13 protein-coding genes and 1 tRNA gene are annotated in these 20,954 nt (G+C 70.6%); 12 read left to right on the top strand and 2 right to left on the bottom strand.

Annotation, left to right across the window (positions count from 1 at the left end):
* The first annotated feature begins 52 nt into the window (after positions 1-52).
* The 6 genes from AWQ68_RS07240 to AWQ68_RS07215 all read left to right on the top strand — a co-directional run bounded on the left by AWQ68_RS07240 (position 53) and on the right by AWQ68_RS07215 (position 7,032).
* Positions 53-1,969, top strand: a complete 1,917-nt coding sequence (locus AWQ68_RS07240; protein WP_218006791.1) for a PatA/PatG family cyanobactin maturation protease — start codon at positions 53-55, stop codon at positions 1,967-1,969.
* 43 nt (positions 1,970-2,012) lie between these two features.
* Entirely contained in the window at positions 2,013-2,207 is a 195-nt protein-coding gene (locus tag AWQ68_RS42150) for a hypothetical protein (protein ID WP_066936515.1), read from the top strand.
* A gap of 52 nt (positions 2,208-2,259) precedes the next feature.
* The gene (locus AWQ68_RS45640) at positions 2,260-3,696 is read left to right on the top strand and encodes a S8 family serine peptidase (RefSeq protein WP_169808869.1); all 1,437 of its coding nucleotides are present in this window, start codon (positions 2,260-2,262) and stop codon (positions 3,694-3,696) included.
* A complete protein-coding gene (locus AWQ68_RS07225; RefSeq protein ID WP_066936509.1) occupies positions 3,693-4,718 on the top strand; it encodes a DUF6895 family protein in 1,026 nt (341 codons plus the stop codon). The genes AWQ68_RS45640 and AWQ68_RS07225 overlap by 4 nt, the downstream gene beginning before the upstream one ends.
* Positions 4,719-5,187: 469 nt before the next feature.
* The gene (locus AWQ68_RS07220) at positions 5,188-6,480 is read left to right on the top strand and encodes an IS256 family transposase (RefSeq protein WP_066936506.1); all 1,293 of its coding nucleotides are present in this window, start codon (positions 5,188-5,190) and stop codon (positions 6,478-6,480) included.
* A 147-nt stretch (positions 6,481-6,627) separates the two neighbouring features.
* Positions 6,628-7,032 (top strand): DUF6221 family protein, encoded by a 405-nt coding sequence (locus tag AWQ68_RS07215; protein WP_066936503.1) that lies wholly within the window; start codon positions 6,628-6,630, stop codon positions 7,030-7,032.
* A 575-nt stretch (positions 7,033-7,607) separates the two neighbouring features.
* Here the strand turns inward: AWQ68_RS07215 and AWQ68_RS07210 are convergent.
* Positions 7,608-7,681: transfer RNA gene (locus AWQ68_RS07210), tRNA-Ile, on the bottom strand.
* Between the two features lie 252 nt (positions 7,682-7,933).
* Between AWQ68_RS07210 and AWQ68_RS07205 the strand changes: the two genes are divergently transcribed.
* Positions 7,934-9,046: a sugar ABC transporter substrate-binding protein gene (locus AWQ68_RS07205; RefSeq protein WP_245655781.1), complete on the top strand. Its 1,113-nt coding sequence runs from the start codon at positions 7,934-7,936 to the stop codon at positions 9,044-9,046.
* An 84-nt stretch (positions 9,047-9,130) separates the two neighbouring features.
* Positions 9,131-9,328, top strand: coding sequence for a DUF2795 domain-containing protein (locus AWQ68_RS07200; protein WP_066936497.1), 198 nt, complete (start codon positions 9,131-9,133; stop codon positions 9,326-9,328).
* 270 nt (positions 9,329-9,598) lie between these two features.
* On the opposite strand, the gene AWQ68_RS07195 is transcribed toward AWQ68_RS07200, so the two are convergent.
* Positions 9,599-12,661, bottom strand: coding sequence for a DEAD/DEAH box helicase (locus AWQ68_RS07195; RefSeq protein ID WP_066936494.1), 3,063 nt, complete (start codon positions 12,659-12,661; stop codon positions 9,599-9,601).
* 247 nt (positions 12,662-12,908) lie between these two features.
* Between AWQ68_RS07195 and AWQ68_RS07190 the strand changes: the two genes are divergently transcribed.
* From AWQ68_RS07190 to AWQ68_RS07175, 4 genes are read left to right on the top strand one after another with little or no spacing between them, the layout of a single operon-like run.
* Positions 12,909-14,441, top strand: a complete 1,533-nt coding sequence (locus tag AWQ68_RS07190; protein WP_066936491.1) for a TIGR02677 family protein — start codon at positions 12,909-12,911, stop codon at positions 14,439-14,441.
* Complete coding sequence (locus AWQ68_RS07185) at positions 14,438-15,589, top strand: TIGR02678 family protein (RefSeq protein ID WP_066936488.1); 1,152 nt, start codon at positions 14,438-14,440, stop codon at positions 15,587-15,589. Before AWQ68_RS07190 ends, AWQ68_RS07185 begins: the two co-directional genes overlap by 4 nt.
* Positions 15,589-19,698 (top strand): TIGR02680 family protein, encoded by a 4,110-nt coding sequence (locus AWQ68_RS07180; RefSeq protein WP_066936484.1) that lies wholly within the window; start codon positions 15,589-15,591, stop codon positions 19,696-19,698. The genes AWQ68_RS07185 and AWQ68_RS07180 overlap by 1 nt, the downstream gene beginning before the upstream one ends.
* On the top strand, positions 19,695-20,933 hold the full coding sequence (locus AWQ68_RS07175) for a TIGR02679 family protein (protein ID WP_066936481.1): 1,239 nt from the start codon (positions 19,695-19,697) through the stop codon (positions 20,931-20,933). The genes AWQ68_RS07180 and AWQ68_RS07175 overlap by 4 nt, the downstream gene beginning before the upstream one ends.
* Positions 20,934-20,954: the final 21 nt, after the last annotated feature.

Genomic DNA, 20,954 nt, shown 5'->3' with positions numbered 1-20,954 from the left:
CCCCGGACTGGCCGATCTGTGGAAGTTGACCACGGGCGACGACCGGATCACGGTGGCCGTCGTCGACGGGCTGGTCGACGAGACGCACCCGGCCTTTCCGGCTGGAAAGCCGAGCCAGGTGCGTGACGTCTGGCCCGCCGGTGCAGCAGGTGCCAAGGCGGCCCACGGCACTGCGGTGGCCAGCGTGCTGTTCGGCCGCCACGACGGCCCGGTGATGGGTGTGACACCGGCGTGCCGGGCGATCAGCGTGCCGGTGTTCGTCGAAAGGCGGCGCACCTCCCAACTGGAGCTGGCTCGCGCGATCGAGCTTGCGGCCGAGGCCGGCGCGCACATCATCAACGTCAGCGGCGGACAGCTGGCCGACGCCGGCGAGGCCGAGGACGTTCTGACGCGGGCGGTGCGCCGCTGCCGCGAGCAGGGCGTACTGATCGTGGCAGCCGCCGGCAACGACGGCTGCCTGTGCGATCACGTGCCGGCGACCCTGGAGGGGGTGCTGGCCGTGGGCGCGTGCGACGATGCCGGACGGCCGTTGCCGATCAGCAACTTCGGGCCCGGCAGCCGCCGACAGGGGCTGCTGGCCCCCGGCCAGGACATCCGGGTCGCCGTACCGGGCGGCGGGATCGCGACGATGACCGGCACCAGCCTGGCCACACCGATCGTGGCGGGGGTGGCGGCGTTGCTGACCTGTCTGCAGTTGCGCCAGGGCGGCAAACCGGACCCTCTCGCCGTCGGCGAGTTGCTGCGCGAAACCGCCGATCCCTGCGAGCCGGGCACCGGCCCGCTCGACAGCCTGGAGAGCGCGGCATGCCTGCGGCACTTGAACGGAACACTCAACATCACGAAAGCGGTGACTGCTGTGACCACCTCTTCCTCGACCTCTTCGGCCGCCACGCCGGCGGGCCCGGACTCCCCGGTGGACGCGGGCGAGCCGGCCGTGGCCCCCTCCTGCGGCGCCCTGCCGCCGACCGGTGCCCCGGCCGGGTGTGACTGCACCACTGGCGAGTCCTTCATCCCCACGACCGCCCCTTCGGCGCCGGTACCCGCTCCCGTCGTGACGCCGCCGCCGATCCCTGCCGGTGTGGTGCCCTCGGCAGATGAGCCCCAGCAGGCCCCGCCCGCGGCGCAGCGGCTGGTGTACGCGCTAGGAACGCTGGGCTATGACTTCGGCAGCGAGGCCCGCCGTGACTCCTTCAAGCAGCTCATGCCGACGGTGCAGGTGGACGGGCACAGCGTGCCGGCCAACCCCTACGATCCGCGGCAGATGGTGGCCTACCTGCGCGAGCACCCCTCCGAGGCGCGGCCGCTGATCTGGACGCTGAATCTGGACCTGACCCCGATCTACGCCATCGAGCCGGTCGGCGGGTACGGGCCCGATGTGTACGAGCGGCTGACCGACTTCCTGGAGCGCCAGCTCAAGGCCGAGGACGACGCCGAGTTCGTCGACCGGGTGTCCATCCCCGGCACGCTGCCCGGCCGTACCGCGAAGCTGTTCAACGGGCAGTACGTGCCGGTGGTCGAGGTGAACCTGACTCGCGGCCTGTACGGCTGGTCGGTCGCCTCGCTAGCCCAGGCTGTCATGGACTGCGGTGTGCCCGAGCACAACCAGCGCGGCCACGATCACGGCACCCCCCTCAGCGACGCGGTCGCCGACTTCCTCCAGCGCATCTACTACGACCTGCGCAACTTCGGCGCCACCAGCCGCGACCGCGCGCTGAACTACGCCGCCACCAACGCCGTCCAGGCCCGCGAAACCCTGGCCGAGGCTCTCGGCCACGGCATGGCCCTGCAGAACATCGACGTGGAGAAAAGCCCTTACGGCCGCCCTGACAGCGACTGCTGGGATGTGAAGCTGCGCTTCTTCGACCCTGACAACAGCAAGCGGGCCAAGCGCGTCTACCGCTTCACCATCGACGTCAAGGACGTCCTGCCGGTCAGCATCGGCCAGGTCCGCTCCTGGCCCGAAGCCTGACCGCCCACCTGTTCCACCTGCCCTCGAGAGAAGGAGTGTTTTGGTGAGCCGTCCCCCGCAGGCGCCCCCGGTGCGCCGACCCGAGCTGATCGACCCCTACACCACCCTCGGCCTGAACGCTGCGACTCGCGAGCAGCGAACCCGCATCCGCAACCTGCTCACCTTCAACGCCAACGTCAACGACCCCGCCGCCTTCAGCCGGCCGTCCTATGAGCAGGCCAAGCTGTCGGCCCTCTGAAGGTCGGTCGCCCCCTCTTTCTGGCAACCCCGACGACGACAGGAGCCCGCCGATGGCCGATGCCCGCACCGCCCCCGGCCCCGCGCCCGGGACCGCCGCCCCACCGACTGCGCAGCCGGATACCCCGCCCGACCGATCCGCGCCCCCGCCGCGCTATCCCGCGCAGGCTGTGGCCGGGATCGCCGAGCTGTGGCGGCACACCCAAGGCGGAGATCCGGGCATCACCATCGGCGTCGTCGACGGACCCCCACAGTTGTCCCACCCCAGCCTCACCGGCGCTGACCTACGCGTGCTTCCCACCTGGTGGTTGCCCCCCACCCAGACCGACCCGAAGATGGCCGAACACGGCACCTGGACCGCCAGCGTGCTACTCGGCCAGCCCGGCAGCATCCTGCCCGGCCTGGCCCCCCGCTGCCGCGCCCTATTCCTCTCCCCGCCAGTCGACGAGGAGAACCCGCCCGACCCGCTGTCGGGAGCGCGCGCCGTGGAGGAACTGGTGGAGGCCGGGGCCGACATCATCCAGTTCACCCTGGCCCTCCCCACCGCCTCCCACGACGCCGACGACATGCTCAAACGCGCCATCGCCCGCGCCATCGACGCCGGCGTGCTCATCACCGCGCCGGCCGGCAACGACTACGGCAACAACAGCATCGCTCCCGCCATCCTGCCCGGCGTGCTGGCCGTCGGCGCCCACCGGGCCGACGGCGCCATGTTCTACTTCAGCAACCACGGACCCGCCTACACCGGGCACGGCATCACCGCCCTGGGCGAGGCCGTCTACGGCGCCCACCCCGACGGTGACATCGAAGCGCAGAAAGGCACCTGCGTCGCCGTCGCCCTGGTCACCGGCGCCGCAGCCCTGCTGATCAGCCTGCAACGCCACCTCGGCCAGCCACCCGACGCGCTCGCGGTCCGGGATGCGCTGCTGGCCACCGCCCGCCCCTGCATGCCCGAACAGAGCCACGGTCAGACTGAACGTTGCCTGAACGGCTTCATCGACGTGCCCGCAGCCACTCGTCGCCTCCTTGCCGCCCCCTCGCCCGGCATAGGGCTTTCCTCCCCAGCCCAGCACGACCACTCGGCCCCGGCCCCTGCCAGCTCCGGCCGCGTCCACCAGCACGCCCCTGACGTCGCGGCGCACCCGCGCCAGCACGACACCCAGCACCTGGCCAACCTCGCCTGGCCCCAGCTGACAGCACACCTTGCCGACCTGGCCGACCAGGCCGAACCCGGCGCCCGTCCGGCCCTGCTCGCCCTGGTCCGACAGCGCGTCCTCGACGTCGCCCGGGGATTCGTCCGGGCGGTCATGCGACGCGACTACCGGCAGGCCGCCGGCGCCGCGCGCTGGCTCGCCCTGTCCGGGATGGCACCGCACACCCTTGGTCTGGAGACGGGCATCGACTTTTTGGCCCAGCGCACGCCTCACGATCCCCAGGCCGTGCACCATCTGCAGGCCGCCCGCGCGTTGCTGAACGGGAAGCGCTCATGACCGGCCCGATCTTCGACACCATCGCCGACGGGGCAGTGCGCTGGCTACATCAGCACCTCGACCGATTCCGGCTGAGCACCGAGCTGCGGGCATCCGACATCCTGCAGCCGCCGCTCCTCCCTGAGCGCTCCTGTACCGCCTGCCTTCGCCAGCGCGGCTGCCCGGACCATCCCCGGCACCGATACATAGACGCTCTCTGGTGGGGGCGCGCGCTGACGCCACTGACCGAACTCGCGCTGGCCGGCACCGCCGTCCTGCGGGCCAGCGATCCGCGCACAGACCGGCATCGACTCGCCCACGAGATGGTCGACATGATCTGGAAAGAGATCGATGCGGGAGAAGTCCTGTTCGCACTGTTAAAGGCCGAGCCGGGGGAGGGCAGCGTCCTTTCGCTCTATGCCTTCCTGCGGGAGAGGGGCAGGCGCCATGCGGGAATCGAGCACATCGCCGCCCAGCTCGTGACAACACGCAACTGGAGCGCCAAGGAGGTCGCCCCCTTCCATCTGCTGGCGCGGCTGACCTCCCAGCGCGCCCTCGGGCTCCCCGTCGAGCACGTGGACCTGGAGGAGGCCATCACGAGGACTTGGCTGGCGCGCACACCCGAACCATGGCTGTTGGATCACCACCACGCCTACGCACTCACGCACACCGTGTTCTACCTGACGGACTGGGGCCGAGCGCCCGCACATCTGCCCACCGCTCTAGCGGCTTACCTCAACGATTGGCTGCCATGCTGGTCACAAGTGTGGTGCGAGGAGGAGGACTGGGACCTGCTAGGCGAACTGCTGGCCGTAGACGCATGCCTCCCCCAGCCCACGCTGGACGAACGGCTGTGGAACCACCTAGCTCAGGCCCAGCTACCGGACGGCTCCATACCCGGTCCGCGGTTTCCTTCACGTGGCATAGATCAAGCTGACGGTGATGCCTACACCTACAACCGTCACTCCACCATCGTTGCCGCCGTGGCCGCCTCCTGGGCCTGCGCTCGAGCTGCCAACCGAGCCGCCACGACGATATCTTAATACTGTTTGTGATCTTGGTCGTCTGATCGGTCCTGCTCCGAAGAGGGCACACCCCCTGATGAGGTGCAGAAGATCGCGATGCTCGCATCCATCGAGACCACGATGCCCTACAACCGGCGTCGCACCTCCCTGAAGAACCACCGGCCGTACCAGCTGAAACAGTCTTACGCGGACGAGCATGACGGTAGTTAGGGGAGCCGTTCTCCCGCGCACCGCTCGGCGACAGCACTGCTTTTGCCCCCCGCGCCTGACGGTCAAGGTGCTGCTTCATGCCCTGCCGCGAACCGCATGAACGTCGCCGGGCCCGCTGCGGATCTCCGGCTTAGAGAGCCGCAGATCCGCCATGATCATGATGTGAGCAATGCTTGAGATCTGTGGATCGGCCGGGAAGGGGTGTACCTTCCCGGTGATCGTTTGAGGTCTCTCACGCATGGCCGACGCGCCAACGTCGCCTGGGAAGGCACACCCGATGCTCACCGTAGTCCCTGACCCCGCCGACGGCGACCGTCCTACCGCCGACGGCCCCATCTCCACCTCGCTCATCGACGAGATCGTCCGCGAAGGCGCCCGCCGGATGCTCGCCGAAGCCCTCAAAGCCGAGGTCGACGCCTACATCGCCGCCTTCGCCGACCAACGCGACGAGAACGGGCGCCGTTTGGTGGTGCGCAACGGCTACCACCAGCCACGGGAAGTGCTCACCGCAGCAGGCGCGATCGAGGTCCGAGCACCACGCATCAACGACAAACGCACCGATGAGCCCACCGGCGAACGTAAGCGATTCTCCTCAGCCATCTTGCCGCCCTGGGCACGCAAGACACCGAAGGTCACCGAGGTGCTGCCGCTGCTCTACCTACACGGCCTGTCCAGCGGGGACTTCGTACCGGCGCTCGGGCAGTTCCTCGGCTCCACAAGCGGACTGTCAGCGCCGGTGATCACACGGTTGACCGAGCAGTGGAAGGCCGAGCAGCGCGCCTTCGCCGCCCGCGACCTGTCGAACGTGGACTACGTCTACCTGTGGGCCGACGGCATCCATGTCAACGTCCGCCTGGAAGAGCAGCGGCTGTGGTGCCTGCTCGTGATGATCGGCGTCCGCGCCGACGGCCGCAAAGAGCTGATCGCGCTGGCCGATGGCTACCGGGAGTCGACCGAGTCGTGGGCCGATCTGCTGCGTGACTGCAAGCGTCGGGGAATGCGCGCTCCGGTCCTGGCGGTAGGGGATGGCGCGCTCGGGTTCTGGGCCGCACTGGGTGAGGTGTTCCCGCAGGCCAGGGCCCAGAGGTGTTGGTTTCACAAGATCGCCAACGTGCTGGGGGCGCTGCCGAAGTCGGCGCAGCCAGGGGCGAAGAAGGCCCTGGCCGAGATCTGGAACGCCGAGGACAAGGACCACGCCCTGGCGGCGGTGACGGCGTTCCAGGCAGCGTATGGCGCCAAGTACGGCAAGGCCGTGGCCAAGGTCGTCGACGACCTGGACGAGTTGCTGGCGTTCTACGACTTCCCCGCAGAGCACTGGGTGCATCTGCGCACGACCAACCCCATCGAGTCGACGTTCGCCACGGTCCGGCACCGCACCAAGGTCACCAAAGGCCCCGGATCTCGGGCGGCTGGGCTGGCCATGGCGTTCAAGCTGATCGAGTCGGCTCAGGCCCGCTGGCGTGCGGTCAACGCGCCCCACCTCGTCGCCCTGGTCCGCGCCGGGGCGACCTTCATCAACGGCAGGCTCGTCGAACGTCCCGACGATCAGCCCTCACCGGCAGCTGCTTAGAAATTCGTGATCCACAGGTCTTGACGATTGCTCGCCTCTGGCCCCGGGCCGAGAGACGTGTTTCGGGGATTGCCGCCACGCGCCGGGCCGGACGGGCTCATCATGGACACGTAACTCTCCCCGCGAGTGATGAGGTCCGAGTCCCCAATGGATGACCTGATCGCGTTCGTGCAGGCTCGCATCGACGAGTTCTGGCAGATCGCCGCCACGTGCGAGCCGGGCCGCTGGTTCCCGTCCCGTACGAGCGACGATCCGAAGTCCTTCTCCCGTCAGGGTGTGTACGGCCACCAATACGGGGAGGTGCCCGATTGTGCTCAGCCGAGGATCGCGGTCACCCTGGACGCTGCGTATGAGCGGCACATCGTCCACAACGACCCGGCCCACGTCCTGAGCGACCTGGTCGCCAAGCAGGACCGTTTGAAGTACTTGACGCATGTGGCCGGCGGGAGCTGGGTCGATGCGGGGGAGCACGCGCAGGCCGAGCATCTGCTACGTCTGGAGGCCGCCGCCTACGACTGGCACGAGGACTACCGCCCGGAATGGCGCCCCTGAAGCACTCTCCGAGACAGGAACGACGTCGTCCATGCGGTGCTCGGCTACCGCCCGGCATCCTGACATTGAAGCGGAGGCGGGCAGGTCCAGGCCGGCACGCAGGTACTGCAGAGGTGAAGCTCATCGGCCTCGGCGTGCGCGTCTGTTGCGCGTCGCCACGTCCATGGACCAGCGGAGCCTCCGGATGGAGGAGCCGCAGCAACCAGCAGATTATTCGTCCGCTGGTTGCCGAACCACGAGCCTCAACTGCCGGGATTTCGCCTATTTGTCGGGGTCGGCGCATTTGGAACGTCCGTGACCGCCGGAATGCCGTAACCGGGCAGAGGAGCCCTGTGGGGCGTTCGGTTATGGCCTTACCTTGATCGTCACATTGGTCTGACCTGAAGATCGATCTCTGGGTGATCTACCGTGTGCCCGGAACGTGCCCGGTGCCTGTGAAAGTCCGCTGGTTGAGCTTCCCGGCGACGTACACGCGAGCAAACAACGAGCAACCAACGGGGGCCTGCTTCTCTGGCCGAGATCAGACCACATCGAGAAACCGCAGGTGGCAGGGCATATTCACTGATCAAACTGAGTAGGGCGGGTGGGACTTGAACCCACGACCCACGGATTATGAGTCCGATGCTCTGACCGGCTGAGCTACCGCCCCGCAATGGTGGAGTCTCTCACAACTTAGTGCCTCAGCGGATCAGTCGATCACATCGAAATCGAGCCGGAGGCGGAGCGTGGCGCGCCTCGTTCCGGAACGGTGCGCCGGCTCTGATCACTCCTGTTCCTGTTCACGGCCTGTCCGGCGCCCGGTACGGCGGTCGCAAAGAACGGCTCCGCGCCGCCTGCGATCAGGCGTTATGTCCTTGATGTCCGGGTACGGCACGGCCGAACAGGCTGAAGGGGTTTCGCCGTGGGCAGAAATCTGGTTCGCCGGCTCATGCCGGGAGTCGTGGTCGTTCTCATGGGTTTGGAATCGTGCGCTACGACTTGGCAATCAGGAGGGGACCCCGCAAGCGTCGCCGTCGGCTCCCTGAGCGAGGGCTTCTCGATCGGCCTGCTGCTGCCCGACGCCAAGACGCCGCGCTACGAGAAGTTCGACCGGCCGTACATCGTCCAGCGTGTCGCCGAGCTGTGCCCGAAGTGCGAGGTGGTGTACAGCAACGCGGGCGGGCACCCGAAGCGGCAGCAGCGGCAGCTCGCGTCGATGCTGGCGGCGGGCGTGAAGGTCTTGATCCTCGACCCGGTGGAGCCCAAGGGCATCGCGGCCTGGGTCGCCCTGGCCAAGAACCAGGGGGCGCGGGTCCTCGCGTACGACCGGCTCGCGGGCGGTCCGGTGGACGCCTACACCTCCTTCGACAACATCCAGGCGGGCCGGATGCAGGGCCGTTCCCTCCTGGACGCGATCAGGATCGGCGGGGATGCCAGGCGCGGCGAGATCGTGATGATCAATGGCTCGCCCGCCGACCAGCACGCCGGCGACCTCAAGAAAGGGGCGCACCAGGTCCTGGACGGGCAGGTGACGATCGGCAGGGAGTACGACGCGCCCGGCTGGAGCCCCGACCGGGCAGGGGCGGCGGTGCACGGCGCGTTCACCGCGCTCGGCGCCGACCGGGTGATCGGCGTCTACGCGGCCAGCGACGCCATGGCGGGCGGCATCGCCTCCGCCCTGCGGAACGCGGGCGTCACACCCGGCACGCCGCTCACCGGCCGGGGCGCGGAGCTGGAGGCGGTACGGAGGATCCTGCTGGGCGCGCAGACGATGACGGTCTACCTGCCGATCAGATCGGTGGCGCGGAGCGCGGCCCGGATCGCCGTCGATCTCGGCGTGGGCAGGACGGTGTCCGGGACGGTCGCGCTCTCCAACGGGACGGTCGCGTCGATCCCCTCGATCATGATCGCGCCCGTCGTGGTCGACAGAGGCAACATCAAGGAGACCGTGATCAAGGACGGTTACTGGACGGCGGCCGAGATCTGCGCGCCCCAGCCGGTCCGTACGGCCTGCCGCGCCGAGGGGCTGATCTGAACGGGCCCGGAGGTTGAGGCGGGCCCACTCGGGTAGACGGTCCGCGTCCGGAGCCATCCGACGACCGGAACGGAGGAGGACGGCATGGGAAACAAGCCGAATCCGATCCAGCTGCAGAAGGACTTGAAGGGCGTGGACTATCCCGCGAGACAGGCCGACCTGCTCAAGGTCGCCCGCGACCACGGCGCGGGGCAGGAAGTGGTCAGTGCTCTGGAGAAGATCCCGGACCGGGAGTACGACGGCCCGAACGCGGTGAGCAAGGCGGTCGCCGACCTCGGCTGACCCCGGCTCCTTGACGCGATCGCCACGGGTAGGCCGGGCCCGCCGTCCTCGGTGAAGTCCCGCGCCCTGCCGATCGGAACGACGTCCTCCTTGGTGCGGCTACGGCCTCGCGCCGTCACGCATCAGGAGGACGTTTCGATGCGGCCACCTGACCGCGTCTCGGCGTGAGAGGAGCCGGGGCGGGTGTGGGCCACCATCGCCGCGTATCCGCGGCGCGCGGAGATCATTGGCTACGCGTGCCGGGCGACGCGTGAACCCGACCCGGAGAGCTCAGCCCGCCGTGACCTTGGCGAAGTGGAACACGTCCGACGGGAGCGGGTGCTCCAGGCGCCAGCGGAATCGCACCGGCCGGTCGCCTTCGCAGTCCTCGTAGGTCATCGGCCCGGCATACAGGTACGGCGGCGCGCCCAATCCCTCCTCCCGCTTGTGCTCCCTGATGAACAGGTGGACGTCGGACCGTCCGGACTGGTAGCGCAACGCCGTGGGGTTGGTGCGGCGCAACGTGGACTGGGACTCCCACTGGAAGAGGGAGGGGGTGATGGCCCGGTCGTGGTACATGGTCGTCGGTGAGAAGAGGCTCTCGGACTTGTCGATGGTGACGAAGAACAGGTCGGCGTTCGCCTCGGGCACCCATTTGACGCCTTCACGCATGTGCGCGGGTTTGTCCACACCGAAAGCGGCCAGGGCCTCGTTCTTGCTGTATGTGGCATGGATGTGCAGGGGGACGTCTCCGGGCAGCGGACGCGTCACACGCTGGCGGCGTTCCGCGAGCAGGTCGGACAGTTCCAGCAGCTCGCTCACCCGGTCCGCGTGGGCGAGTAGCTCCGCCAGCCGCTCCTCTGCGGTAGACGAGGGCGTGGTGCCGCCCCAGAGCGCGACGTCGAGCATCGCGAGCAGCCGCCGCTCGCGGAGCGACTCCCCGCCACGCAGCAGGCGCATGAAGGCCAGCCGGTCGGGGTCGTCGATGTGGAGCATGCGGCCGAGCGCCTTGCCGATCTTCTCGTCCAGGGGGCCGGGCGTACGGCCCCTGCCGGCCGCGCGGCGCAGCGCCGCCCAGCCGGGGCGGCGGCGGTAGAGGTCCTCCAGCTCCAACCCGGTCTCGTCGAGGAAGGCGGCCAGGGTGGTCTGTTCGGGCAGCGAGACGAGTTCGTCGGTCAGGTCGGGCCAGCGCAGGTTCAGCGACTGGCGGATGTTGTTCAGCACCAGCCGCGCGACCTCGCGGTCCAGGTCGATGTGGCAGCCGGGCGGCAGGGTGGGGAAGCCCGCTTCGACCTCGCGGGCGACGCCCGTACGGCTGGTGCCGGTCAGCGCGCGGTAACGACGGTCGAAGCGGAACCGGCGGTGCTGGTTGCCGATGAAGTCCAGCACGGTCAGGCAGGCCTTGCCGTCATCGAGGCGCAGTCCGCGGCCGAGCTGCTGCAGGAAGACGGTGGCACTGTCGGTCGGGCGCAGGAGGAGAACGGTGTCGATGCTGGGGATGTCGACGCCCTCGTTGAACAGGTCGACGGCGAAGACGATGTTGACCTCACGGGACCGCAGCTTCCGCAGCCCTTCCTCCCGTTCGGTGCGCGGAGTGCGGGAGGTGACGGCCAGGGCGGGGATGCCCGCCTCGCTGAAGCGCCGCGCCATGTATTCGGCGTGTTCCACGCTCACGCAGAAGCCCAGCGCCCGCATCCGCGCGACGTCGCCGATCTTGCGACGCAGCGTTTCCAGCACCAGGCGGACGCGCGCGTCGTTGCCGGTGAACACGTTGCTGAGGCGGGCCAGCTCGTAGCCCTGGCCGCGCTTCCACGGCACGGCGGAGAGGTCCACGCCATCGTGTACGCCGAAGTACTGGAACGGCGCCAGAAGCTGCCGTTCGACGGCCTCCCACAGGCGCAGCTCGACCGCGATCCGGCCGCCGAACCAGCGCTTGACGTCCTGGCCGTCGGTCCGCTCGGGGGTGGCGGTCAGGCCCAGCAGCACGCGCGGCTTGAGGTGGTCGAGCAGGCGGACGTACGTGGCCGCCTCGGCGTGGTGGAACTCGTCCACGATCACCATGTCGAACGCGTCCGGGCCGAGCGGGTCCAGGTCGAGGCGGTGCAGCGACTGGATGGAGGCGAACACGTGCCGCCACTGCTCGGGTCGTCGCCCGCCGACGTACAGCTCGCCGAACGCGCCGTCACGCAGCACGTGCCGGAAGGTGGCCTGGCTCTGGGTGAGGATCTCCTCCCGGTGTGCGACGAAGAGCAGCGAGTCGACCTCGCCCGCCTCGCGCAGCCCCCGGTAGTCCAGCGCGGACACCACCGTCTTGCCGGTCCCGGTGGCCATCACCACCAGGTTGTGCCAACGGTCGTGGACCTGCCGCTCGGCGGCGAGGTCGGCCAGGACCTCGCTCTGGTAGCCGAAGGGGCGTACGTCCAGGGACGCGATCGCCAGCGGCAGCTCGCGCGGCCCGGCGCTCTCCAGCTCCAGCGCCTCATCCAGACGCGCGCGATCCTCCCCCGACGTGGGGTCGTAGCTCTCGAAGGCCGGGTCGCCCCAGTACTCCTCGAAGGTGGCCGCGAAGGTGTCCAGCAGGTGCGGCTGCTCCATCGCCGACAGTCGGACGTTCCACTCCAACCCGTCGATCAGAGCGGACTTGGACAGGTTCGAGGATCCGACGTAGGCGGTGGAGAAGCCGGTCTCCCTGCGGAACAGCCACGCCTTGGCGTGCAGCCGGGTGGTCTTGGTCTCGTAGGAGATCTTGACGGTGGCGCCCAATTCGGCCAGCCGGTCGAGCGCGCGGCGTTCCGTCGCCCCTCGGTAGGTGGTCGTGATGACCCTCAGCCGTCCGCCTCGCCGTACGAACTCGGCCAGGTCGTCCTCGAGGATCCGCACCCCATACCAGCGGACGAAGGCACACAGCAGGTCGACCTGGTCCGCCGAGGCCAGCTCGCGCTTCAGCTCGTGGCCAACGCTCGGCTGCCCGTGCCCGTTGACCAGCAACGCGCTGGCCGCGAGCGGGGTCTCCGGGCGCCGCGGGAACACGGGCTCGCCGGCCGGGGTACGGTGGCGCGTCACGGCCAGCAGCAGCTCCCGCGAACTCGCCACCGTATCCTCCTGTGCGACCTCGCCCAGGACCGCGGCGAGCCGGTTGGCCAGCTCGACCTGGCCGGCCAGCCGCTCGGCGTCGGTGCCTCGCATCGAGCGCAGCGCCCTGCGGGTGAGCGCGGCGACGTGGGCGGTCAGCACGTCCGCGGCCTCGACATGGGTGAGCGCGCGCCGCTGAGCCAGGTCGCCGTGGCCGCTCAGCTCGTGGGCCAGCCCTTCGGTGACGATTTGCTCGTACAGCCCCGCCGCAAGATCAGCCATGGCCGGCACCGTACCTGAGGGGCAGCCGGCCGGTGGGCTGATCGACCGGGAATGCCGGGATTGCCATGGGCGGTGATGAGCCGCTTGTGCACCGGAGAATCGCTCCTTCCGAGGCGTGCCCCCGTCCAGACGACCCGGTCAATCGGGCCGCCGATGATCTGGCGTGGCGGAGAGATTCCTCTCGTCCTCGGCCACGTCCTGGGACAAGTGGGACACGGCACTCTCTTCGCCAAGGGAGACTGCATACATGACCCCGCCGTCCCAGGAGCATCAGCCTTTCGCGCACCTGAGCGCCCCCAACGCGGCCTTCTACCGGGAGATCCTGCGTTCTTTCGCCCGGGCGAAAGAACGTTTCGTCGTGCACCTTCGACCGGAGGACGTGGCGGCGGAACTGGGGCGGGCCAACGACGATTCCCTCGCACAGGCCCTGGAGAAGCTGCGGGAGTGGGGCAACCTCCGGGCCGACGCCGACACCGGCAGGGTCACCTCGGTGGAGGATTTCCACCGCAAGCGGTATCTGTTCCAGCTCACTCCCGCAGGTCAGGCCGCCGAGCAGGCGATCGCGTTCTACGAGGAGGCGATCGGACGGCGCGGCGTGCTGCAGTCGGTGGCGTTGGGCGACATCGCCGACCAACTGCGGTCGCTGACCGTACTGGCTCGGGACGGCGAGCCCGATCCGGCCCGGGTCCATCTGCTGCTGCTCTCCCTGACTGAACGGTTCTCGTCGCTGGCCGACAACGCGCAGGCGTTCATGGCGTCGCTGCGCCGGGCCATCGACTTCTCCGACGGTGACGTGGCGGGGTTCATCGCCTACAAGGAGCGGCTGATCGAATACATCAACCGATTCATCGCCGACCTCGCCAACTCCGGCGCGCGGATCGCCGCGCTCCTCGCCGAGCTGGAGGCGTCGGACCACGAGAGCCTGCTGAGGCTGGCCGCGCGCCGTGAGGCCGCCGACGCGGTGCCCGACAGGGAGGAGGCCGCGGACGCGTACGCCACGGCCGAGGAGGCGGCGTTCTCGTCCTGGCGCAACCGCTGGCGGGGGCTGCAGGACTGGTTCGTCTCCGCGGACGTGGGCCGGCCGTCCCAGGCCCGACTGCTGCGCCAGGCCGCGATCACGGCGATCAAACAGCTCATCGACGCGGTCGGGCTGCTCAACGAGCGCCGCTCCGGCCGCTCGGACCGCTCCGCGGATTTCCGCACCCTGGCGCGCTGGTTCGCCGAGGCGCCCGACGAGGCGGCGATGCACCGGCTCTGGCGGGCGGCGTTCGGCCTGACGTCCGCTCGGCACCTGACCGTCACGGCCGCGACTCTGGAAGAGTGGCGCGACGTCGGGGCCGGCGCGTCCTGGCGCGAGGCTCCGCCGATCAGGATCTCGCCGCAGTTGCGCCGTACCGGCTCGTACGAACGTCGCGGCAAGCCGAACAAGGTGGCCGACCGCGCCCACGCCCGCAGGCTCCTGCTGGAGCACGCCGAGCGGGAGGCCGCCGAGACCGCCGCGGCCCGCGCCCGGTTGCACACCGACGGGCCGGTCCTGCTGTCGGAGCTGAACGTGCTCGATCCGCGCGCGTTCCGGCTCTTTCTCGGTCTGCTCGGCGACGCGCTGGCGGCTCGGCGACCCGACGAGACGGAGGTGAAGACGGTTACCGGCGACGGCTCGATGGAGGTACGGCTGACCCTGGTTCCCGACGGCGGTGAGATCGAGATTCACACCGAGGACGGCGTCCTGACCGGGCCGGAGCACGTGATCGAGATCACCGATCTGATGGCCGCCCGATGACGCCCGAGGAGGAGGCGGCCCAACGGCGGACGGCACTGCGCGCTCTGCTGGCCAAGCCGCTGCTGACGGCCGAGGACGACGCCGAGACACTGGTGCTGGTCCGCCGCCACCTCGCCGAGTTGCGTGACTGGCTCACGCGGGAAACCGGCTGGCGGCTGACGGTGGATTCGGGCACGGCACGGCTGTTCAAGACCGCCGCCGACACCGCCGACGCCACTCACCCGGCCAGGGGAAAGGCCGGGGAGCCGTACGGCAGGCGTCGCTACGTCCTGCTGTGCCTGGCACTCGCTGTACTGGAGCGGGCCGACGCGCAGACCACGCTCGGTCGACTGGCCGAGGAGGTGCTGTCCGCCGTGGCCGATCCCGACCTGGACTTCGACTTCACCCTCGAGAGCCGGGCCGAGCGCGCCGACCTGGTGACCGTGGCGCGGACGTTGCTCGGCTGGGGCGTGCTGCGCCGGGTCGCCGGCGACGAGGATGCGTACCTGACCACGGGCGGCGACGTGCTGTACGACGTGCGCCGACCGGTGTTGGCCGCGCTTCTCACCGGCACGCGCGGGCCCTCCATGATCACGGCGGACACCTTCGAGGAGCGGCTGGCCGAGCTGACCGCCGAGACCGTCCCCGACACGGACGACCTGCGCAACCACGCGCTACGGCGCCGGTTGACTCGCAAGCTGCTCGAGGATCCGGTGATCTACCTGAACGATCTGGACGAGGCGGAACGGGCCTACCTGATCTCTCAGCGGCACGCGATCACCCGCCGGATCGAGGAAGCGACCGGATTGGTCGCCGAGGTGCGCGCGGAGGGCGTCGCGATGGTGGATCCCGAGGACGAGCTGACCGATGTGCGCATGCCCGAACAGCGGACCGACGGGCACCTGGCCCTTCTGGTGGCCGAGTATCTGGCCACCCGCGACGAGGTCGGCATGGAGGAGCTGAAGGACTTCGTGCGGCGGGCCGCGCGCGAGCACGCCTCGTTCTGGCGCAAGGGAGTGACCGAGCCGGGTGCCGAAGACGGGCTGCTGGCCACGGCGCTCGCCAAGTTGACCGCGTTGCGTCTGGTACGCGTGACAGCCGATTCCGCCGCGGGCCTTCCCGCGATCGCCCGCTATGCCCTCGACGAACCCGTCATCAAAGGACAGTGATGCCGCCTTCCCCGACCTCCGAGCGCTGGAAGCCGTTGCGCGCCGGGCTCGTCGACATGTTCTACTACGACGTCGAGGAGTTCCACTTCCACGACGGCCGCCTGCTGCTGCGCGGCAACAACGGCACCGGCAAGTCCAAGGTGCTGGCTCTGACGCTGCCATTCCTGCTCGACGGTGAGCTCGCTCCGCACCGGGTCGAGCCCGACGGCGACCGCCAGAAGCGGATGGAGTGGAACCTGCTGCTGGGCGGCAAGCACCCGCACCCGGAGCGGCTGGGCTACACCTGGATGGAGTTCGGGCGCCGCGCCGCCGACGGCACCGAGGAGTTCCGCACGATCGGCTGCGGGATGAAGGCCGTCAAGGACCGCGGCATCGTCCGGCACTGGTTCTTCGTCACGTCCCAGCGCGTCGGGTCCGAGCTTCACCTGCTCTCCGCGGCCGGGGTGGCGCTCACCCGGGAGAAGCTGCGCGAGGCGGTCGACGGCAGGGGCGTGGTCTACGACCGGGCCGCCGATTACCGCAGGGCCGTGGACGACGCCATGTTCGGGCTCGGTGAGCACCGTTACGAGGCCCTGGTGAACCTGCTGATCCAGTTGCGGCAGCCGCAGCTCTCCAAGAAGCCGGATGAGAAGCTGCTGTCCCGGGCGCTCACCGAGGCGCTGCCCCCGCTCAGCCCCGGCCTGATCGCGACGGTGGCCGAGGCGTTCCGCGGCCTCGACGAGGAGCGCGACGCGCTGCGCGGGCTGGAGGAGGCGCGCAAGGCCGCGACGGACTTCCTCGTCCACTACCGCCGGTACGCCGCGATCGCGGCCAAGCGCAAGGCGGCCGTGCCGCGGCTGGCCCAGAGCCGGTACGAGCATCTCGGTCGCGACCTGGGCGAGGTCGAGGCGGCGCACGCGGCGGCGGAGGCGGAGCTGGCGGCGGCCCATGAGCTGCTCGAGGAGCTCGCGACGCGGCGAAACCTGTTGGAGGCCCGCAGGGAAGCGCTGCGGCAGAGCCCGGAGATGCGGGACGCGGAACGGCTCACGCAGACCGGCGAGGAGGCCGAGCGGCTGGCTGCGCACGCGCGACGGTGTGAGCAGGAGCGGGACCGCCTCTCCGGCGAGACCCGGCGTCGCGAGCAGCGGGCCCGCATCGCCCTGGAGAAGGCCGACCAGGCGGCCCAGGAACTGGAACAGGCCCGGGAACAGACGCTCACGGCCGCCCGCGCGGCCGCACTCGAGTCCGAACACCTCTCCATCGCCGGCTGGGACGCCGCCGCCACGCCGTCCGAGGCGGCCGCGGCCCGCCGGGAGACCGAAGCGCTGGCGGCCCGCCAGGAGCAGGCGATCAACGAGCTGGAACGACTGATCGACGATGTGAAGCAGGCCCGGTCGCGGCTCGCCTCGGCGCGTGACGAGGTGGACCGGCTGACCGGCGAGCTGCAGGCCGCGGCCGAGCGCATCGCGGCCGCCGAGGGGATGACGTCGGCGGCGACGGCCGACCTTCTCCAGGCCTACTCCCTCTACCTGGCGGGGCTGACCGAGCTGCGGCTGGACGACCCCGACGAGCTGCTGACAGCGGTGGAGGCGTGGGCCGTCTCAGCCGACGGTCCCAATCCGGCCGTAGCCGCGATCGGCGACGCGGCCAGGAACGCCACCGACGCGCTCGGCCGTCTGGGCGCCGAGTTGGACGCCGAACTGCGCGGGGCGCGGCAGGCCGCGGCGTCGCTGACGGAGGAGATAGTCAGGCTGGAGGCCGGTGGACACGACGCCCCGCCCGTACCGCATACGCGCGCGCCCCAGGCCAGGATCGACCGCCCCGGTGCTCCCCTGTGGAAGGTCGTGGACTTCGCCGACGCCGTGCCGGCTGAGCATCGGGCGGGGCTGGAGGCCGCGCTCGAAGCCGCGGGCGTCCTCGACGCCTGGGTGACGCCCGGGGGAACGCTGGTCGCGGAGGACGACACCGTCATTGTGGCCGGCGAGCCGCTGCCCGGGGCGTCGTGCGCCGTCGTCCTGCGGCCGGCCGTCGACCGCGCCGATCCGCGGGCGGGGATGCTGGCCGACAGTGCCGTCGAGGCCGTGCTGCGCGGCATCGGACTCGGCCCGGGCGACGGCGGAACCTGGGTGGCCGTGGACGGCCGGTGGGCCAACGGCGTGCTCGCCGGATCGTGGCGCAAGGATGACGCCCACTACATCGGCGAAGGGACGCGAGAGGCGGCCCGGCGCGCCCGGCTCGCGGTGCTCCGGGCGGAACTGGACGAGGTCACCCTGCGGATCGACCGGCTGAGCGCCGAGCTCGACACGCTCGCGGCGCGGCGGGAGAAGCTCGCCGCCGAGCATCGGGCGCTGCCCGCGGACTCGCCGCTGCGGGAGGCACAGGTCAAGCTCGCCGCCGAGCACGACAGGCGGCGCGACCTGGACGCCAAGCACGCCCTCGCGACCCAGGTCGTGCTCGCGCGCCAGAACGAGCTGGACGCCGCCGGGGAGCGGGCCGCCGAGTTCGCGAGCGACGTCGGCCTGCCGGTGGATCACCATGCGCTGGCGCGGATCAAGGCGGGAGTCACCGACTATCGGCTGGCCCTGGCCCGCCTGTCGCCTCTCGGGCAGGCGTGGCGCGCCGCCCGAGAGGCGGCCGGCGAAGCCGCGGACGACCTCGACCTGATCGGGCGACAGCTGGGCGAAGCGGCGGAGCTGGCGGTCGCGGCACGGGAGAAGGCCGACGCCGCCGCCGAAACCTACCGTGCCCTGGTGGAGACCGCCGGCACGGCCGTCGAGGAGCTGTTCCGCCGGCTCGAACAGGTGGAACACGAGCTGGACGAACGTGCCCGCGCCGAAGCCGAGGCCCGGCGCAGGGAGCACGCCGCTCTGCAGGAACGCGGCAAGGCCGAGGGAGCACGCGACACGCTGCGCGCCCAGATCACGGACGCGGCCGTGACGCGGGATGTCGCGGTACGGGAGTTCCAGGCGTTCACCGCCACCGGCCTGCTGCATGTGGCACTCCCCGACCTGCGGGTGCCCGACGCGGCAGGTGAGTGGGCGGCCACCCCGGCCGTGCTCCTGGCCAGGACGGTCAACGCCGAGCTGGGCCAGGTGGACGACGGCGACGGTCCGTGGGATCGGGTGCAGAGAAAGGTGGCCGAGGAGCACAAACTGCTGTCGGACTCCATGGCCAGGCACGGACACTCGGTCGGGCTCACCCTGCACGACGGCGTGATGATCGTGGACGTGGTCTTCCAGGGCCGCAGCCGTGACGTTCCCAGCCTTGCCGCGGCGCTCGCCGAGGAGTCCGAGCACCGCGCCCGGCTCCTGTCGGCCAAGGAGCGCGAGATCCTGGAGAACCACCTGCTCAACGAAGTCGCCGGGACGCTGCAGGAGTTGATCGCCGCGGCCGAGTCCGAGGTCCGGGAGATGAACGCCGAGCTGGAGTCCCGCCCCACGTCCACCGGCATGCGCCTGCGCCTGGTCTGGAAGCCCGCCAAAAGCGCGCCCGAAGGACTGGACCGGGTCCGTGACAAACTCCGGCAGACGGTGGACGCCTGGTCGGTCGCCGACAGGTCCGCGGTCGGCGCGTTCCTTCAGGACCGCATCGCCCGCGAGCACGCCGGCAACCCCGCCGCCGGCTGGACCGAGGCGCTGACCAGAGCCCTCGACTACCGCACCTGGCACGAGTTCGCGATCCAGCGGCTGCAGGACGGGCAGTGGCGGGCCGCGACCGGGCCCGCGTCAGGCGGCGAGCGGGTGCTGGCGGCCTCGGTGCCGCTCTTCGCCGCCGCCTCGGCACACTACAAATCCGCCGGCAGCCCGTACGCGCCGCGGTTGGTCGCCCTGGACGAGGCGTTCGCCGGCGTCGACGACGACTCACGGGCCAAGTGCCTGGGGCTGCTTGCCACGTTCGACATGGACGTGGTGATGACCAGCGAGCGCGAGTGGGGCTGCTACCCGCAGGTCCCCGGCTTGGCGATCTGCCAGCTCTCCCGCCGTGACGGCATCGACGCGGTCCTGGTCACCCCCTGGCGCTGGGACGGACATGAGCGGCGGCGGATGGATCGCCCGGCCGTCGCGGTGCCCGCGAGTGGTTCCCGCGTCGAGGCGGCGATCGAAGGAGCACAGGACGGGCTGTTCGGATGAGCGATGACGACGACCGGCTACGGCGGTTGCTGGGCGGTGACGAGACGGCCTGGCTCGTCGAGCGGGTCCACCGCCGCCTGGAGCAGGGCAGGCCGCTGAGCGGAACGGTCACTCTCACCCGGGCGTCCGCGGCCCAGCGTCGCGCGGTCGAGCTGCTGCTCGGACGCCGTGCGGGTTCCGGCGGTTCGGTGTCGGTCTCCCTCGACGACGTGGACCGGATGCTGCGCACCAGTGGGGTCGCGCCCGAGGGGCTGCGCGAGGCCGTCGTACGGCTCCGCGGTCCGGTCCGCGACCTGGCGGTGGAGAGCGCGACGCGGGCGGCGGCCTGGCAGCGGGCGTTCGCGGAGCTCGACGCTCTCGTCGGCCGCCGCCCTGAGCTGTCCGGCTGGCGTTCGTGGCTGGAGAGCACCGGGCTGGTCAGGCGGCTGGCTCCGGCGGCCGAGGACGCGCGGCCGCTGCTCGACCGCCTCACCGCGGTGCTGGACCGGCTGCCGTCCCCGGGCATCCCCATCGGCCGCCTGGCCTCGGAAACCTGCGGTGACGCCCACGCGCTGGACGAGGGACGTCCGCTGGCCACACTCGCGCTCTCGGCGGCCCGCGCGCTGGGAGGGCGGTTGTACGCGAACGACGGCGGAGCGGACGCCCGGCGCGCGGCGTGGGCCGCGGTCGGGGTCCACCTCGACGATCTGTCCTCCCTTGTGCTCTGCCTGGGCCTGCCCGGCGACCGCCACACGCCCATGGGACGCGTGCTCAAGGCGGCGGCGGACGCGGGGGAGCCCTGCGTGCTGACCCTTCGCCAGCTTCGCCGCCACGAGAGTCCGCTGACCGCCGGTCTGGTCAGGGTCTGCGAGAACCCCGTCGTCGTGGCCGCCGCGGCCGACGAGCTCGGCCCCTCCTGCCCGCCGCTCGTCTGCACGGGCGGCAGGCCGTCGACGGCCGTCTGGCGGCTGCTGGATCTCCTCTCGTCCGGAGGCGCCGCGTTCGCCTACCACGGGGACTTCGATTGGGGCGGCGTCGCCATCGCCTCCGCCGTGTACGAGCGGTTCGGCTTCCGGCCGTGGCGCTTCGACGTGTCGGCCTACGAGGCGGCGCCCTCGTCGGCGCCGCTGACCGGCCGCCCCTGCGCGACGCCCTGGGACCCGGAACTCGCCAGGGCGATGGCGCGGCGCGCCGTACGCGTCGAGGAGGAACTCGTCATCCCCGACCTGCTCGCCGACCTGGCCTCAGCCATGTAGTCCGCGGGTGTGCGTGCGGTT

The organism is Microtetraspora fusca (genome assembly GCF_001570365.1).
GTDB lineage: Bacteria > Actinomycetota > Actinomycetes > Streptosporangiales > Streptosporangiaceae > Microtetraspora > Microtetraspora fusca.
Note: the sequence above shows the minus strand (reverse complement) of the source record. Positions and strands in the feature narration are given on the sequence as shown.